The following is a 17,331-nucleotide window of genomic DNA, read 5'->3' on the forward strand; positions in this document are numbered from 1 at the left end:
AATACAGCTTATTTATCATACCGCAAAACTCAAATTTCTTCATCAATAAAGAAATAAGAATTCATCCAAATACATTAACAAGAAAGACGTATAGTAAATTGTATTATTAAATTATAGATTTGAAAAGTGGAATGATACTTTTTTTGTCGTTTTTTACCTGTCCTTTTTCCAAAAAAAAAGCCCAGTTAAGACTGAGCTTTTTTCTTGGCAATGCCAATGCCTGTATATGCTAAAATAATTGAAAAAATAGGACATAAAATACTAAAGAATGTAAATGGAATATAGTCAGCTGCGGGAATATTTAATGCAGTTGAAATAAAAGCACCGCTGACACCCCACGGAATAATAGCATTAATAACCGTTCCGCCGTCTTCAAGCGTTCGTGATAAGTTTTTTGGATCTAAATTCCATTTTTCATACAGCGGCTTAAACGTCTGTCCAGGCAAGAGAATCGATAAATACTGTTCGCCTGTAATAACGTTCACTCCAATTGAAGATAGAAGCGTAGCAAAAATAACGTCTCCGCTGCGGCGAATTTGTTTTGCTAATCCTTCTAACAAAGCATCAATAATTCCAACAGCTCTCATCAAGCCACCTAGCGACAAGGCAATCATGATAAGGGAAATAGAAAACATCATGGACTGCAGTCCGCCTTTATTCACAATCGCATCCACTACTTTATTTCCTGACTCTACTGCCGGCCCGCTTTGAAGAACGCCTAGCAATTGACTCAGCGTAAATTCATGCTGTGTAATCATTCCTGTAATGATGGCCGTTACAATACCTAAAACTAACGTTGGCAGTACATCGACTCTTCTCATCGAAAAAATAAGAACTAAAAGTGGAGAAAGCAACGTTAACACATGTAAATTAAACGTATGTTTTAATGCGTCTTGAATTCCTTGAATTTCCCCGTAATTGACGCTTTCCTGATTTCCGTTGATTCCGATTACCAGTGCAATGATTGCTGTAATAACAATACTTGGAACCGTCGTCCACGTAATGTGCTGAATATGTTTAGGAAGCGGGACTTCAACGATACCAGAAGCAAAATTTGTTGTATCAGACAAGGGAGACATCTTATCTCCAAACACAGCTCCTGAAACAATCATCCCCGCTGCTAGCCCTGGATGTACACCAATAGCAGTTCCTACGCCAAATAAAGCGACCCCTACCGTACTGACGGTTGTTAATGAACTTCCCGTGAATGTTGAAACTAATACGGGAATAACCAGAGCACTAATTAAAAAGTACTGCGGTGAAATCCAGTGAAAGCCGTAGGATAAAATCGTCGGTATCGTTCCTCCTACCATCCAAATCGCAATAAGCATCCCGATCAGCATTAAAATAAGGATAGGCTTAATGCCCAGTCTGACACCGTCTAAAATCCCTTTCTCCATTTCTGTCCACTTATATTTCAACAAAAAGCCAATCACACTAATAAATGCTACACCAAATATCAGCGGAATATGAGGCGGCAGCTTTAACGTAAATAATGAAACAAAAATAATAGCTAATAGCACCAAAACCACCGCTATTGATTGTATAAATGAAATTTCTTTTTTCATGAGGTATTCCCTTTCTATCTTTCTTTTTCACTTAAACGCTTTTATGCTTTTACGCAGTTAAGTGCAAACCTTCTTGAGTATAATTTTTATCCTTCTTGCTGTCAATAACTTATTTTATCCAACGGTAGGCTCTGCGCTCATTTTTCCACTTTTCTTCTTATTAATATTAATTCCCTCTCCAAGCAGATCATTGTACAAAATGCCTCTTATGTTTTTACATGTATAGAACGGGTACACATAAAACACATCTTTTTTTAATGTACTACCTTTTGTACATAAGCAAGGAACTTCCTTCAAAAATTTTTTAAGCAAAAGACTTGAAAGTCAAAAAAGGTCAAAGTATAATGAAATTACGAAAGGTCAAAAAAGGTCAAACACCTGCTGATCTTCGATTAAAATCATTTAGGGAGGCTAATTAAATGATTTGTCAAAACTGTAATAAACGTGAAGCATCTATTCAATTAAATGTACAAACAAATAACCAAAAATCTCAATATCGTTTATGTCATACATGTTATCAAGCACTAATGAAAGAACATAAAATCCCATCAGGTTTTGGAGGTGGCGGCTTTATGAACATCGATGATTTATTCAAGCAAATGGCGCACGAACAAGCTGCACCGGAACAGCCACAGCAAGGAAATGGCGGCGGAGGCTTTTTAGACCAGTTCGGTCGAAACTTAACTCAAATTGCGAAAACGGGATTAATTGACCCTGTTATTGGCCGAGAAGAAGAAGTAGAGCGTGTCATTGAAATTTTAAATAGAAGAAACAAAAACAACCCGGTACTAATCGGAGAACCCGGTGTTGGTAAAACAGCTGTTGTTGAAGGGTTAGCTTTAAAAATCGCGGAAGGAAAAGTTCCTGCCAAGCTGTTAAATAAAGATGTATATCTTTTAGATGTAGCATCTCTCGTAGCTAATACCGGCGTTCGCGGTCAATTTGAAGAGCGCATGAAGCAGTTAATTTCTGAGCTTCAACAGCGAAAAAACGTGATTTTATTTATCGATGAAATTCACCTTCTTGTAGGAGCTGGTTCAGCGGAAGGTTCAATGGACGCAAGCAATATTTTAAAGCCTGCTCTTGCACGAGGTGAACTTCAAGTTGTCGGAGCTACAACTTTAAAAGAGTACCGTTCCATTGAAAAAGATGCGGCTCTTGAACGACGCTTCCAGCCGGTTATGGTTCACGAACCGTCTGTAGAAGAAGCTGTTGAAATTCTAAAAGGAATCCAAAGTAAATATGAAGATTATCACGGCGTTAGCTATACAGATGAAGCGATCCGCGCTTGTGTAAATTTATCACACCGCTACATTCAAGATCGCTTCTTGCCTGATAAAGCAATTGACTTGCTAGATGAAGCAGGTTCAAAAATGAACTTACAGGCAGGCATTACAAATAAAGACGACGCGGCCGCTCGCTTAAAAGAAATTACAAAAGAAAAAGAGCAGGCGCTAAAGGATGAAAAATATGAAGTAGCGGCAAAACTGCGCGATGAAGAAGCTGCTCTTGAAAAACAACTAAACGAAGAACAGCAAAAAATGAATGTGGATATTGCTGACATTCAAGCAATTATTGAAAAGAAAACGGGTATCCCTGTTGGTAAACTTCAAGAAAATGAATCAGCAAAAATGAAGCATTTAGCAGAGCACTTAGCTCAAAAAGTAATCGGACAGCAGGAAGCTGTAGAAAAAGTAGCAAAAGCGATTCGACGTTCTCGCGCTGGATTAAAAGCGAAGCATCGCCCAATTGGTTCATTCTTATTTGTCGGCCCAACAGGTGTTGGTAAAACAGAGTTAACCAAAACATTAGCTGAAGAACTATTCGGCTCAAAAGATGCTATGGTTCGTCTAGATATGAGTGAATATATGGAAAAACACGCGGTGTCTAAATTAATCGGTTCACCTCCTGGCTACGTAGGTCACGAAGAGGCAGGACAATTAACAGAGAAAGTACGCCGTAATCCTTATTCCATCATCTTACTAGATGAAATTGAAAAAGCTCATCCAGACGTTCAGCATATGTTTCTACAAATTCTAGAAGACGGACGTCTAACAGATAGTCAAGGTCGCACAGTAAGCTTTAAAGACACAGTTATCATTATGACAAGTAACGCTGGTGTAGGTGAAAAGAAAATTACGGTTGGGTTTGACGCAGAAAATGACGCACTTAAACAGGCATCCGTTTTAGATTCACTTTCATCTTATTTCAAACCAGAGTTTTTAAACCGATTTGATACAATCATTGAATTTAATCACCTTGAAAAAGACAACTTAATTAAAATTGTGGACCTTATGCTTGCTGAATTAAAAGAAACATTACAAGAACAAAATATCACGCTGAGCGTAACAGATGAGGTAAAAGAAAAACTAGCTGAACTTGGCTATCACCCTGCATTCGGTGCTAGACCGCTCCGCCGAGCAATTCAAGAACAGCTTGAAGATCGAATTACAGACTTACTTTTAGATGACGCAGACGTATCGACATTGAACGTAACGTTAAATGAAGCAAGCGAAATCACCGTACAAAACTAATAGAAAAAGCGACTCTACTTGAGTCGCTTTTTTTTATAGAAATACTTACGTTTATTTACTTTCATCTGTTTTTTCGTCAGTACTATCCGTTGATTCTTCTTGATCATCAGATGCTTCATCCCCAGATGAATCATCTGCTTCGTCTTGCTTCATTGTTTCCTGTGAATCATCTGTAGTTGTGTCCTCCGCTTGAGTATCATCCGACTGTTCTGTTTGCTGTTCTGTGGCATCTTTTTCATCCGTTTGTGAGTTGCATGCTGTGATTAACATAATTGCTAGAAGTGATCCAAATAACTTGACTAATAAACTTTTGTTCATTTTACCGTCTCCTTTCGAATCATCTGAGCCTCTATGTAGTCACCATTCATATGGCTCTACTGGCAGTATAGCCTATCCAATTAGAAAAAAGTTCACTTTTACAAGGTTATCACAAAAGCTTTACATCCCCTTCATTTCGTTCATATTCCCCTCATATTTCCTTAATAGTTTATGACTAGCTGTATTCTAGATCTATCTTCCTTGGTCTAAGTGCTCAATTCAGCTATTCACACAGTTGTAACTATGCTAATATGAGTGATATATCACTACATCGTGCGACTAGCTGACTATAAAGTTATTCTCCTATGAAATTATTCACCATTTAAGAAAGGGATTTTTTATGGAATCACACAACCTCATAAAAAAACGAAATTTTATTCTTTTACTTATTTTTTGGCTGCTATATTTTGTCCACATTGTGTTATACCACTTTATTGCAGCTGATCCTCATATGATTGTTTTTATAAGCGGAGGAATTTTATTATTGGTAGTGACGGCTATGTACTACTTTCGTTTTCATCCTGCCATCATTATGTATTCTTTTTTTATATGCTATTATGCCTATATTGCGTACATGGCATCTATTGAACCTGCTGTTATTAATTATTTATTTTTGTTTCTTGGAATTATTGTTAGCTTTATTTATTATAGCTATGTCGCTATTGTAATTTCTACATTAATGTCCATAATAATTGTTTTGTACTTTTATGTAAGCAACACTCTTTTTACATCTGTGACTTTCGTGAAATTAGATATCGTTTATTTCATTTTGTTTACGCTGATCACAATGATTATTTTGTTGTATTGTGCTCATTTCTCTAAAAAACTGATTGCTATTACGAGGGTCAAAATGAACAAAACCGAAGATGAACTGTACTCAGCTCAAGAGTATTTGCAATCTTTTTTTACATACAATCGCGACGCCATTTCCGTGTTCAGTCTAGACGGCAAAGTGATTAAAGTAAACGATGCTTTTGAGCAAATATACGGATGGAAAGCGGAAGAAATTGTCGGAAAATCCATTCCATTCATTCCTGCTGGCTTAAAAGGCGACGCTGAAAGCCGATTAGAAAGGGTTAAAAAAGGAGAAAAGCTGGTAGCCTTTGAAACCCAAGATAAGCGAAAAGACGGAAAAATAATTGATGTAGAAATCACTGTTTCACCTATTTTTAATCGTGATCAGCAAGTCGTTGCGCTTTTTGGTATTTCACGCGATCTTACAGAAGAAAAGGAAACAGAAAAATTTCTTCGCCAAACCGATAAGTTATCTTTAGCGGGCGAAATGGCAGCGGGAATCGCTCATGAAATTCGAAATCCACTTACTTCTCTAAATGGATTTATTCAGCTTATTCATGAAGACAGCAGCCGCTATCATTCTTATACAACCATCATGCTGAGCGAACTGAATCGTATTAACTCAATCGTTGGAGAATTTTTATTGCTCGCTAAACCTCATGACACGGTTATGAAAAAGCACGCATTCTCTACTATTTTAAATGACGTTATTCTTTTGTATGAATCAGAATGTGTATTAAAAAATGTCGTAGTTAAAACGCAGGTGGAAGCCCCGCATACATACATCTGCTGTGATGCAAACCAAATTAAGCAAGTACTCATTAATTTGTTGAAAAATGCGCTCGAAGCTATGCCTAGTGGAGGAGAAATTCATTTAAACGTTACTCAGCATACTAAAGATCTTACTATTTTCATTAAAGATACAGGAGTCGGCATTCCTTCACATTTGCTTACGCACATTCAAAAGCCCTTTTTTACCACGAAGCCCTCAGGTACCGGTCTTGGACTTGTTGTGATTAAAAACATTTTGTATCAGCATAAAGGAACATTTGAGATTAAAAGCACTGTTGGCGAAGGAACCAGCGTTTCCCTTACGATTCCTTTATGGGAACAAGAAATTAATCATTAAAAAAAGAGGCTGGAACAAAAGTATGTTAGTTGAAGAAAGATTCGAACGAGTTTGTTCCTTGATTAAGAATCAAACTCATTCGAATTTTTTTATTATGAGGGTGAACGTAGATTTAATTTAGGTGCTTCTAGCTGTTGATTGGAGGGCAAGGCGAAGACTCCTGCGGGAAAAGCGGAATAGGTAAGACCCCGCAGGAGTATCAGCGCCGAGGAGGCTCACCGGCCGCCCGCGGAAAGCAAAGCCTTGCACGGAAATCAACGGCGGTGTAACAAGCGATTCATACTAGATTGTTTATCCCATTTGTTCGTCTTTACATTGGATTAATTTTGTTGTGTCTCAATCTCTTTTTTTATAGCTTTTTATCATCAATACTATTTAAATAGTTTTCAATTTCATCTACTACAGACTGCACGCAGCCCTCTTCGAATGGAGAGATCAAATTCGCTGCCTCTACTAATTCTAAAAACGGCTTACTTCCGCCAAGCTTACACAAATGAACGTAATCTTGCCATGCTTGTTCATGGTTTTCTCGATCTTTTTTCCAAAATTGAAATGCACAAATTTGAGCGAGCGTGTAATCAATATAATAAAACGGAGACGTGTAAATATGAAGCTGGCGCTGCCAGAAGCCCCCGCTTTCTAGATAGTGATGGCCGTCATAGTTTTTAGAAGGCATATATTTCTTTTCAATTTCTCGCCACGTTTGTTTTCGTTCCGAAGGCGTCATCTCAGGGCGTTCGTATACAGCATGCTGAAATTCATCTACCGCTACCCCGTAAGGCAAGAAAGTTAAGCCTGAGCTTAAATGAGAAAACTGGTATTTATCTTTGTCTTCTTTAAAGAACAACTCCATCCAAGGCCATGTAAAATACTCCATGCTCATCGAATGGATTTCAGCTCCTTCATGCGTAGGCCAGTGATACTCATTGGTTTCCATATCTCGGCTGGAATACACTTGAAAAGCATGCCCTGCTTCATGCGTTAACACATCAATATCCCCTGATGTTCCATTAAAATTCGAAAAAATAAACGGTGCTTTGTATTCTTCAATAAACGTACAGTAGCCTCCGCCTGCTTTGCCCTTTTTAGCGACTAAATCCATCAAATTATTTTCAAGCATAAATGAAAAAAATTCGTCCGTCTCTTTAGAAAGCTCTTTATACATAACCCGTCCATTTTCAATAATCCACTTTTCATCACCTTTTGGCACTGCGTTTCCTGTTTCAAACTGAAACGGTTCATCATAATAAGTTAAGCTCTCTACTTGAATTCTTTCCTGCTGACGCTTTTTTAGTTTTTCAGTAAGGGGAACAATATACTCTTTTACTTGTTTGCGAAAAGCGGCAACCATTTCAGCATCGTAGCCTATTCTAGACATACGAGCATAGCCCACTTCTACGAAATTTTTATAGCCTAATTTTTCAGCAAGCTTGGTCCGCACTTTTACAAGTTTGTCATAAATATCATCAAATTCCTCTTCATGATCGGTAAAAAATTGAAATTTCGCTTCTGCTGCTTTTTTTCTCATTTCTCGATCAGATGACTCCATAAACGGATCGAGCTGAGCTAACGTTCTTTCTTCTCCTTCAAATACAATTTTAGCTGACGCCACTAGTTTCGTATATTGAGACGATAGCTTATTTTCTTCCTGAAGCTCTTTTACTATTTCCGGAGAGAACGTTTTTAACTGCATTTCAGCAAGAGAGAACAGCTGCTTGCCCCACTTTTCTTCTAGTTGCTGTTTAAAAGGCGAAGAGATTAACGCTTTGTAAAATTTCTCTACATATCCTTCTAAAAGCGGCTGTGTTTCATCAAAATAGTCTTGTTCTTCCTTATAAAATTCATTCGCTGTGTCGATAGAATGACGAATATAGCAGATGTTCCCCATTGTGCTGTACTGGGAATACGCATCATTTGCTAGACGAATTGCCTCGTTTTGCTGACTGACTGACGCTGCTTCCGTAAAGTGTGTAATGGCCTTTTCAAACTGCTTTTCAATTTCATTCATATCAGGTCGCGTATATGTATAATTCTCAAATTTCATCATTTGTACCCCTTTCTCTATTGTCTGTATGTAACCTAATTCGTTTTTATCTAGCTGTATTCCTGTTAATTTCAATTTTTTGTAACTTTTTATTTTTTATGTCGATTGGTTATGAAAGAAGTCATAGAAAAAAACTCGTTTGTTCAACAGAAACAAACGAGCTTTCCTTAATTAATCAGTCGATTCCGGCAAAAATTCATCTGCATAGTGTCCTAATTTCTTAAGCATCGAAATAGCAACTTCTTTTTCTTCGCTAGACAGGACGGATAAAATATCATGAATTCTTTTTTCGTGACTCGGAAACATGCTTTCAATCATTTCCTTACCTTGCTTGGTGATAGCTGCATAGGTTACACGACGATCGTTCGGACAAGCAACGCGCTCTAAGAAGCCTTTTTTCTCAAGCTTGTCTACTACATACGTAATACTGCCGCTTGCGAGTAGAATTTTTCCGCCAATTTGCTGCAGAGGCTGCTGGCCTTTGTGGTACAATAACTCTAGGACAGCAAATTCGGTTGGATTCATTCCATGCTGTTGAATAAATTTATGCACATGATCATTAATTGAACGATTGGCACGAGATAGTACAATAAATAATTTAAGAGATTGGTCTAACTCTTCTCTAGTTACATCATTCGTCATTTTAATCAGTTCCTTTAATATTATCTTGATATCAAGATAATACTAAAATTTCCCTTCAAAGTCAATCAAAGCAGGCTTATTTCAGCGGTTATTCTCTCCGCTTGTACAATTTTTTTGATAAAAAATGTATATAAGTGGATTTATACATATGCTTTTAATACAATAAACATATGACCATTACATAAAAAGGTGAATGATTATGAAACCAACCCATTTATTATTTAATTCCGCGATTGGTTCACAAAAGCCTGAAACAATCGTTAACCGGCAAAATCCCTGTCCCTTTTGCGACGTAGAATCTCTTACAGGCATTATTGAAAAACAAGGACCTATCATTTGGCTGAAAAATAAGTTTCCCGTTCTGCAAGATGCTTATCAGACGGTTATTATTGAGACCGATGAATGTTCTTCGGAACTATCTATTTATCCAAAGGAACATCTGTACGCCTTGCTGAGCTTCGCTACTGAACGATGGATATCTATGATAAACAGCGGAGAATATGCTTCTGTTCTTTTCTTTAAAAACCACGGCCCCATGTCCGGAGGATCATTACGACATCCTCATATGCAAATTATTGGTTTAAATGAGATGGATGTAAATGAAAATGTGAAGCTAGAGCAGTTTGAAGGAGTCACAATTGCCCAAAATGAACACGTCACATTTAATTTATCTGCAAAACCTAGAATGGGCTTTTTTGAATTTAACGTGATAACGGATCAGCTTGACAAAGAGATGCATGCATTTGCAGATTATCTTCAAACGGCTGCTCACTATTTATTAAATCATTTTCATCGTAGCTGCACGAGCTACAACTTATTTTTTTATAATCTTAAAAACGGCAAAATTGCGGCGAAAATCATTCCTCGCTTTGCCACATCTCCTTTGTATGTAGGATATGGCATTCCTCAAGTTTCCAATAAGCTTGAGCACATTGCTAACCAAGTTCAGGAGCTGTACTTCACCTAAAAAGTTGAACCTTCACTGGTTCAACTTTTTTGTAAGGTTATTGCATAAAGCTATTCACTTTTAAAATAGTCATGCTCATAGAAACCCAAAAAACATACACTAAAAGAACGATGTGAATTGAGGATAAAAAGAAGAATACGTAAAAGGAGACGGTTTATGACTGAGGTACTAATTGGAAGCATTCTTTCTGCGCTATCGACTGGAGTAGGCGCTTTGCCTATTCTGTTTTTGAATCAAGAACTCACTCATCGCTGGAAAGATATACTTCTTGCGCTCACTGCAGGTATTATGACAGCAGCTTCTACTATGAGCTTGATTCCAGAATCTCTTCAAAGTGGCGGTTTTTTTTCCTTAGCCATTGGCTTACTACTTGGAGTTGTAACATTAACACTCTTGGAGCAGAATATTCCTCACATTGATCTTGAGCATTCTAAAACCGGCATTCAGTTTGATGAAAAAGCACTTTTAATTGTTTCCGCTATTACTTTGCATAACCTTCCTGAAGGACTGTCTGTTGGTGTTAGCTACGCTTCAAATGTTGAAAATACAGGGAACTTAATCGCCCTTGCAATCGGTCTTCAAAATGCACCTGAAGGACTGTTGGTCGCGCTATTTTTAGCTCAGCAAAATATCAGTAAAATAAAAGCATTTTTAATTGCTACCCTTACAGGCTCCGTTGAGATTGTAACGTCTTTACTCGGGTTTTATTTAACTAATTTTGTTGATTCTCTCGTTTCATATGGATTAGCTTTTGCTGCTGGAGCCATGCTTTTTATTATTTATAAAGAGTTGATTCCAGAAAGCCACGGCGATGGAAACGAAAGATTTGCTACTTATTCGTTTATTTTTGGTATTTTGTTTATGATCTTTTTAATTAACATTTTTTAAAGGTGAAGAGAGGCCACGGGCAGCATGATTGTTTTACTGCCCGATCCCGAATGCTTGTCCTGTATTACAGCTTTGAAAAAGATAAAAAGCGGCTAATCAGTGTGGCAAACGATGTCTTTTCTTCCTCTTCTTTTAAACGCTTCTTTTGATAAACGAGTAAGAGCTGATCAAGCTCTTGACTACAGGTAACGGTTTCTTCATTAGTCAAACCTTTTTCTTCTCCGAGCTGCACCATCTTTTGTCTTTTTTGGACGATTTCTACTAATAATCTCTCTGATTTCGTTCTATTTCTCACTCCAAACACAAAATCCTCTCCTATGACAAAGAAATTAGCTTATAACGCATTATTACAAATTCTACTAAATATGTAAATAGAGTCGCAATAATAGACATTTTTTTTGCAAAAAAATTATTTTGTCGGAATTTACAAACGCTTACATTACTATAGGAATACCATTTATCTTTTTTTTACAACTTGTTTTTCGACAAAAGATGCTGCTTGTCGAATCGAAAAAAGATTGAAACATAACGAAATCAATACAATCTAAAAACAAACAAATAGGATACATGAGCCGAACCGCTTGTCCCGCAGGAATTTTCGCCTTGCCCTCTAGTCAACAGCTAGAAGCAGCTAAATATATAAAACCTGCGTTCACCATCAGCATAAAAAAATCCGAATGAAGTTGATTCTTAATCAAGAATTACTTCGTTCGGATCTTCATACTTTTGTCACCGTATCTTTTTCTATTCAGCTTTCTGAGCAGCAATTTGTACAGCATCCCATACCGTAGCAAAAGGAGGAGCATACGAAAGATCTAGCATGGTTATTTCATCTGTTGTGAGGCGGCAAGTAATAGCTGTCGCAAATACATCGATTCGTTTTGCTACTCCTTCTTTCCCAATCATTTGAACCCCCAAAATCTCTTTTGTTTCAGGATGATAAACAAGTTTTATCACAATCTTTTCAGCTCCTGGATAGTAAGAAGCATGACTCGGAGCTTCGGCTGTGACGGCTTTGTATAAAAGAGAATTTTCCCTTGCTTCTCTTTCTGAAATGCCGGTTTTTCCGATTTCATAGTCCATCACTTTGACAATACTTGTACCTATAACACCCGGAAATTCTCGACTTTCTCCCCCTAATCGGTAACCAAGAACCCTTCCCTGCTTATTGGCAATGGTTCCAAGAGCAATATGAACATCTTTTTTTAATACGCGGTGATAGCTCGTTGCACAATCTCCTGCTGCGTAGATATGTGGCACGTTGGTTTCCAACTTCTCGTTTACTAAAATAGCTCCATTTTCAAGCATCCTTAGTCCGTTTCTTTCTAAGAATTGCGTATTCGGACGAACTCCTACATTTACAATCACTAAATCTGTTTGATACGTTTGACGGTTTGTTTGAACGTGAGTGACGGAACCATCTGAATGCAGCAATGCTTCCACTTCTTCTTCGAAATGAAATAAAATATCGTCATCTAGCTGCTTTTGTAAATGCTCTGCCATTTCTTGATCTAAAATAGATAGAATCTGCTTTCCCTGTTCAATAACCCGTACTTCTTTTCCCAAAGCCTTCATTGCTTCAGCTACTTCCATTCCGACATATCCTCCGCCGATAATGGTGACTTTCTCTACGGAGTGAGCCTGTAGATATGTATAGATTCTTTCGCTGTCTTCTAATGACTTTAATGTGCATACATTCGGCATGTGATCACTCATAAAATTGGGTTTAACAGCCCTTGTTCCAGTTGCAATGATGAGTTCATCATATGTTATCTCTTTTTCCGTTGACGTCTTTACATTTTGCACTACTATGTATTTTTTTGTATGATTTACTTCTTTAACTTCGTGGAAAAGATGGACGGAGATGTTCCGCTCTTCAAATTCTTGTTTCGTCCGAGCAATCAAATCGTCTTTTTCTTTTACAACTCCTGACAGATAGTAAGGCATGCCACATGCGCTGTAAGAGATATCTCCACCTTTTTCAAACACAAGGATTTCCACTTCTTCTTTTTCTTTCATCCGGCGAAGCTGTGAAGCTGCGCTCATTCCGGCGGCTACTCCTCCTATAATGACGACACGTTTCATCTATACTCCCTCTTTCTACATAAATAATAAGCTATACTATTGTTTTTCCTTATTCTTCCCGATTTCAAACGAAAAAAAACGGCTGTTTACACAGCCGTAGATGTTTGTTTCGAGCGGTAATATGTTAAAGCCAAGGCTCCTGCTAATACAGCTCCTTTAATAATGTCTTGCATATAATACGGAACATTTAGCATCGTTAACCCATTTAACAGCACACCAATTAAAATAGAGCCAATCAGTGTCCCGAATACATTCGGTTTCCCTGCTCCAAATACGGAAAAGCCAATGTATGTAGCAGCTACGGCATCCATTAAAAATGGTGAACCCGCGTTTACTTCTCCTACTCCAATACGGGCAGCTAAAACGACTCCTCCAATTCCAGCAAGCAAACCTGAAAACATATAGGCATACATACGGTAACGATTAACCGGTACGCCCGAAAGTCTTGCTGCTTCTATGTTCCCTCCTGTTACGTAGAAAAAACGCCCAAACTTCGTATAGGAAAAAACGATATGAACAAGCAGCACAGTCAGCAGCATAATGATAACAGGAACAGGAATACCTAGTAAGTGACCTTGCCCCAGCGCAAGGAAAGATGGAATAAAAATTCCCGGAGCTCTGTCTCCGCTTGGCAAAGGCATATTGGTATAAATAGCTGAGCCTTTTGTATACGTTAATAAAATCCCCTGTACGATGAACATCATGGAAAGAGTGGCTAAAATATCAGGAATCTTTACTTTCACTACTAAAAAAGCATTTATTAACCCGATAAGAAGCGATGCAATAATCGGAACAATGATAGCAACTGCAATTTCTTGTCTGTGTAAAACAAGCATAGAGGCTGATAAAATAGTGGCTAACCCAGCCGTAGACCCTACAGATAAATCGAGTCCGTTGACGGTTAACGATATCGTTACACCAAGCGCTATTAAGGTAACAATGGAAATAGAGCGCAGGATATCACTAATGTTTTCTCCTGTTAAAAAGTTAGGTGTGGCAATGGAGAAGATAATCATAATAACAAAAATCATTAAGACTGTCCCATATTTATAAAAAAAGTCGAAAACGCTTATTTTTCTCTTTGGTTTCGCTACAGGTTCTGTTACATACTCCGCACTCATCCTTTTACTCCTCCTGCTGTATAATAAAATAATTTTTCACTAGTTGCTTCTTCTTTGGATAATTCTTTCACGATTTTCCCGTTGTACATAACATAAATTCGATCCGCTACCCCTAGCAGTTCCTCGAATTCACAGGTTGCATAAACAACGCCTTTTTGCTGTGACACAAGATTTGTAATTAAGTCGAATATTTCTCGTTTGGAGCCCACATCGACCCCTTTAGTTGGTTCATCAAACAACAGCACGTCAGAGTCCGTAACAAGCCATTTTCCGATTGCTACTTTCTGCTGATTTCCACCGCTTAACGTTCCAACTGACTGCTCGATAGAATGAGACTTTATGCCAACTTGCCCAGTCGTTTTCTGCGCTTTTTCTTTGATCTTTCCTCGCTTTAAAAACGAATACTTTGTAAAGCGGGACAGACTTGGCAAAACTAAGTTATCGGCAATCGATTCATGAACAAAAATCCCTTCTTTTCTTCGTTCTTCAGGAACAAGAGAAAGACCTTGTGCAATATAATAATAAGGCTGTTTATTCAACTTTAGTTTCTTGTCTTTTAACCGCACTCTGCCGCTCACATATTGCTCTAAACCAAATAGACTTCGGCAAAGCTCCGTTTTTCCCGCTCCGACAAGCCCTGCAATACCGACTACTTCTCCTTCTTTCACATGAAAAGAGATATTAGAAAGGCGCCCTGGAAGAGATAATGCTTCTACATGTAAAAGTTCGTTTCCAAATTCTACTGATTTTTTGATCCACTGCTTTACAGAAGACGTTCCTAACATGAGCGTAATCACGTCTTCAATTGATGTATGTGCAGTTTCTTTTGTAGCTACATAGCGTCCGTCCTTTAAAACCGTTAAGCGGTCGCAAATATCAACCACTTCTTGAAGGCGATGTGAAATGTAAATAATGCCTACTCCGCTTTTCTTTAACTCTCTCATCACAGAAAACAATTGTTTCGTCTCTTCCACACTAAGAGGTGCGGTTGGTTCATCCAAAATTAAATAATCAACATTCTGTACAATTGCACGTGCAATAAGCACCTGCTGTTTTTCTGATAGAGTTAGGTCAACGACATTTTTTTTAACGGATAGAGAAGAGCCAAGTAAAGAAAGAGCTTCTTCCGCTTTCTTATAAATAGATTTCCAGTTTACAAATGTCTTACTTTTATTAGAAGTCTGCACGTCTAACACAATGTTTTCAGCCACTGACAGCGAAGGAATCAGCGCTACATCTACTTCTTGATGCACAATGCCGATGCCCTGGCGCTTAGCTTCTTTAGGAGAAGAAATGGAGATTTCTTCTCCGTCTTTGCAGATTTTCCCTTCGTACTCGTCGTAAGCTCCGCACAATATTTTCATCAGCGTACTTTTACCGGCACCATTGGCTCCCAATAAAGCATGGATTTCCCCTTTTCGAACAGTAAAATCAACTTTGTTCAGCGCTTGAAAAGAACCAAAGTTTTTTGTTATGTTCTTCATTGAAAGCTCGTTCGTCATATCTGTCCCTCCACTTCTATTCTTTTTTACCCCATTCTTCTACATACTGACTAAGCTGATCCATATTAATCGTTTGATTAGGCAAGTCTGTTTGTTTGACTAAAACCGGATCAAAGGAATAATAACGAGGGATCTCTTGACCGGAAATCTTTTTAAGAAGCAGATCAACTTGCTTTTCTCCTACTGAAGCTGGATTTACGGCAGCTGACGCTTTCCACGGACTGTTTTTTGCCTGCATCATTTGTAGATCTTCATCAGATAAGTCTACTCCGTACACTTTAATCTCGTCTCGTCCTGCTTCTTTAATCGCTCTTGTTACTCCTTTTGCAAATTCGTCCCAAGGTGCCCAAACGGCCGCGATGTCTCCTTTATTTGGATACTGCTTCAACACAGCTGCCATTTTATTTTGTGTGTCTAATGAGGTGTTGTCCGTTGCGCTTCCAAACGTAGCAATTTGTTTTACATCTGGATAGCGATTCATCATAATTTTATAAATGCTGTCGCGCTTTTCCATCGGCGCAAACCCTCCAACAAATGCATATACAATGTTTCCTTTTCCATTAATGTCCTGCATCATTTGTTTCAGACACTGCAGCGCAAGCATATAATCGTCTTGGTCAATTGTTGTAACGCCTTCTACTTTTAATTCTACGTCTGTTGCAATAACGGGAATTCCTTTTGCAATCGCGCGCTTCACGCCAGGTTCAAGGGTTTCAGCCCGGCCGTGGTCAATCATAATACCGTCAACATTTTGGTTAATAGCCGTGTCTAAATAAGCAGCCATTTTGGATTGATCATTGTTTGAATCAGAAACGGATAGCTGTACCCCTGCTTTTTTAGCCGCTTTTGTCACACCTGTTATGTACTGAGCAGCGTGAGTGCCTGACGTAAATTCAGAAATAAGCGCAATTTTTGTATCTTTCGTAACCTTTTTTCCTTCTTGCTGTACAGGCTTAGCAGAAGCCGCTTGCTGCGCTGGAGCTGCCTGTGCTTTCTCGTTTAGACTTGGCTGTTCTTTCGTGCAGGCAGCCAGTGCAAAGACTAGAAGCACGAGCAAAGTAAGTGGCCACAGCATTTTTTTACTCTTTTTCATGGTGTTCCTCCCATTAAACTTATTATTCATATAAAAATAGTTAGTTTTATAATAATCCAAAGAATACCCCGCTTTTAGATGTAAAAGCGGGGTGATGATGACCTATGCTTTACAAGTAATTGTTATGCGTAAATAGGTACCCATCCTTCAGTTGTCACGAAAATTCGGACAGCGACTACTTTACGATCTTCCATTAGTGTAAAGTAATGAAGAATATTTTCTGGTACTGAAATTAAATCGCCCGGCTCTAATTCAACATCAAAAAATTCGCCGTCTTTTCCTTGGATAACAAAGATTCCATGACCGCTTACAATAAAGCGAACTTCGTCATCTGTGTGAATATGCTTGCGCTGAAAGTTTTTTAACAATTCATCAATATTTGGTGTAGATTCCGATAACGAGATAACATCTTGAGCTTTATAGCCGCGGCGTTCAGAAATATCTTTAATATCCTCACCAAAAGCGTTTAAAATTTCTGTTTTTTCTTCATCAGTTAAATCATATTTTTCACGAAGATTTTCTGGAAGTTTTGTAATGTCCCAGTTTTCATAAATAACTTCATTGTTTGCCAGAAAAGCTGATACTTCCTCTTGAGTTTCAATTCTTTTATTGTTTACATGTAAGCGAATGTGCGCCATTGTTGTT

General features: G+C 38.1%; 15 protein-coding genes. 5 read left to right on the forward strand and 10 right to left on the reverse strand.

Features of this window, described 5'->3' with window-relative positions; genetic code table 11:
• Positions 1-185: 185 nt before the first annotated feature.
• Entirely contained in the window at positions 186-1,568 is a 1,383-nt protein-coding gene (gene nhaC, locus AC0KUU_RS13960; protein WP_043979639.1) for a Na+/H+ antiporter NhaC, read from the reverse strand.
• 419 nt (positions 1,569-1,987) lie between these two features.
• Here nhaC and AC0KUU_RS13965 point away from each other — a divergent pair, with 419 nt between their 5' ends.
• Positions 1,988-4,102 carry an ATP-dependent Clp protease ATP-binding subunit gene (locus AC0KUU_RS13965; RefSeq protein WP_322551870.1) on the forward strand — a complete coding sequence of 705 codons (2,115 nt, stop codon included), beginning with the start codon at positions 1,988-1,990 and terminating at the stop codon, positions 4,100-4,102.
• Between the two features lie 51 nt (positions 4,103-4,153).
• On the opposite strand, the gene AC0KUU_RS13970 is transcribed toward AC0KUU_RS13965, so the two are convergent.
• A complete protein-coding gene (locus tag AC0KUU_RS13970) occupies positions 4,154-4,420 on the reverse strand; it encodes a hypothetical protein (RefSeq protein WP_043979643.1) in 267 nt (88 codons plus the stop codon).
• A 340-nt stretch (positions 4,421-4,760) separates the two neighbouring features.
• On the opposite strand from AC0KUU_RS13970, the gene AC0KUU_RS13975 reads away from it, so the two are divergent.
• Both AC0KUU_RS13975 and AC0KUU_RS13980 read left to right on the forward strand, forming a co-directional pair.
• Positions 4,761-6,344 (forward strand): PAS domain S-box protein, encoded by a 1,584-nt coding sequence (locus AC0KUU_RS13975; RefSeq protein ID WP_322551869.1) that lies wholly within the window; start codon positions 4,761-4,763, stop codon positions 6,342-6,344.
• Between the two features lie 134 nt (positions 6,345-6,478).
• Entirely contained in the window at positions 6,479-6,613 is a 135-nt protein-coding gene (locus AC0KUU_RS13980; RefSeq protein WP_255255728.1) for a hypothetical protein, read from the forward strand.
• Between the two features lie 80 nt (positions 6,614-6,693).
• Here AC0KUU_RS13980 and AC0KUU_RS13985 read toward each other — a convergent pair whose 3' ends face one another.
• Complete coding sequence (locus tag AC0KUU_RS13985) at positions 6,694-8,388, reverse strand: M3 family oligoendopeptidase (RefSeq protein WP_043979646.1); 1,695 nt, start codon at positions 8,386-8,388, stop codon at positions 6,694-6,696.
• 171 nt (positions 8,389-8,559) lie between these two features.
• Positions 8,560-9,030 (reverse strand): MarR family winged helix-turn-helix transcriptional regulator, encoded by a 471-nt coding sequence (locus AC0KUU_RS13990; RefSeq protein WP_025749435.1) that lies wholly within the window; start codon positions 9,028-9,030, stop codon positions 8,560-8,562.
• Positions 9,031-9,229: 199 nt separating this feature from the next.
• On the opposite strand from AC0KUU_RS13990, the gene AC0KUU_RS13995 reads away from it, so the two are divergent.
• Together AC0KUU_RS13995 and AC0KUU_RS14000 are read left to right on the forward strand one after the other, a co-directional pair.
• Positions 9,230-9,997, forward strand: a complete 768-nt coding sequence (locus AC0KUU_RS13995) for a DUF4931 domain-containing protein (protein WP_322551868.1) — start codon at positions 9,230-9,232, stop codon at positions 9,995-9,997.
• A 156-nt stretch (positions 9,998-10,153) separates the two neighbouring features.
• On the forward strand, positions 10,154-10,885 hold the full coding sequence (locus AC0KUU_RS14000; protein WP_016763389.1) for a ZIP family metal transporter: 732 nt from the start codon (positions 10,154-10,156) through the stop codon (positions 10,883-10,885).
• A gap of 64 nt (positions 10,886-10,949) precedes the next feature.
• Here the strand turns inward: AC0KUU_RS14000 and AC0KUU_RS14005 are convergent, their stop codons facing one another.
• The 6 genes from AC0KUU_RS14005 to AC0KUU_RS14030 all read right to left on the reverse strand — a co-directional run bounded on the left by AC0KUU_RS14005 (position 10,950) and on the right by AC0KUU_RS14030 (position 17,324).
• Positions 10,950-11,189 (reverse strand): aspartyl-phosphate phosphatase Spo0E family protein, encoded by a 240-nt coding sequence (locus tag AC0KUU_RS14005; RefSeq protein WP_016763388.1) that lies wholly within the window; start codon positions 11,187-11,189, stop codon positions 10,950-10,952.
• Positions 11,190-11,629: 440 nt separating this feature from the next.
• Complete coding sequence (locus tag AC0KUU_RS14010; protein ID WP_043979653.1) at positions 11,630-12,970, reverse strand: CoA-disulfide reductase; 1,341 nt, start codon at positions 12,968-12,970, stop codon at positions 11,630-11,632.
• A gap of 86 nt (positions 12,971-13,056) precedes the next feature.
• A complete protein-coding gene (locus tag AC0KUU_RS14015) occupies positions 13,057-14,091 on the reverse strand; it encodes an ABC transporter permease (protein WP_028407894.1) in 1,035 nt (344 codons plus the stop codon).
• Entirely contained in the window at positions 14,088-15,593 is a 1,506-nt protein-coding gene (locus AC0KUU_RS14020) for a sugar ABC transporter ATP-binding protein (RefSeq protein WP_322551867.1), read from the reverse strand. Before AC0KUU_RS14020 ends, AC0KUU_RS14015 begins: the two co-directional genes overlap by 4 nt.
• A gap of 16 nt (positions 15,594-15,609) precedes the next feature.
• Entirely contained in the window at positions 15,610-16,686 is a 1,077-nt protein-coding gene (locus AC0KUU_RS14025; RefSeq protein ID WP_322551866.1) for a sugar ABC transporter substrate-binding protein, read from the reverse strand.
• Positions 16,687-16,808: 122 nt separating this feature from the next.
• Positions 16,809-17,324, reverse strand: coding sequence for a 1,2-dihydroxy-3-keto-5-methylthiopentene dioxygenase (locus tag AC0KUU_RS14030; protein WP_013082223.1), 516 nt, complete (start codon positions 17,322-17,324; stop codon positions 16,809-16,811).
• Between the last annotated feature and the right edge of the window lie 7 nt (positions 17,325-17,331).

Source organism: Priestia sp. ST2, assembly GCF_055810735.1.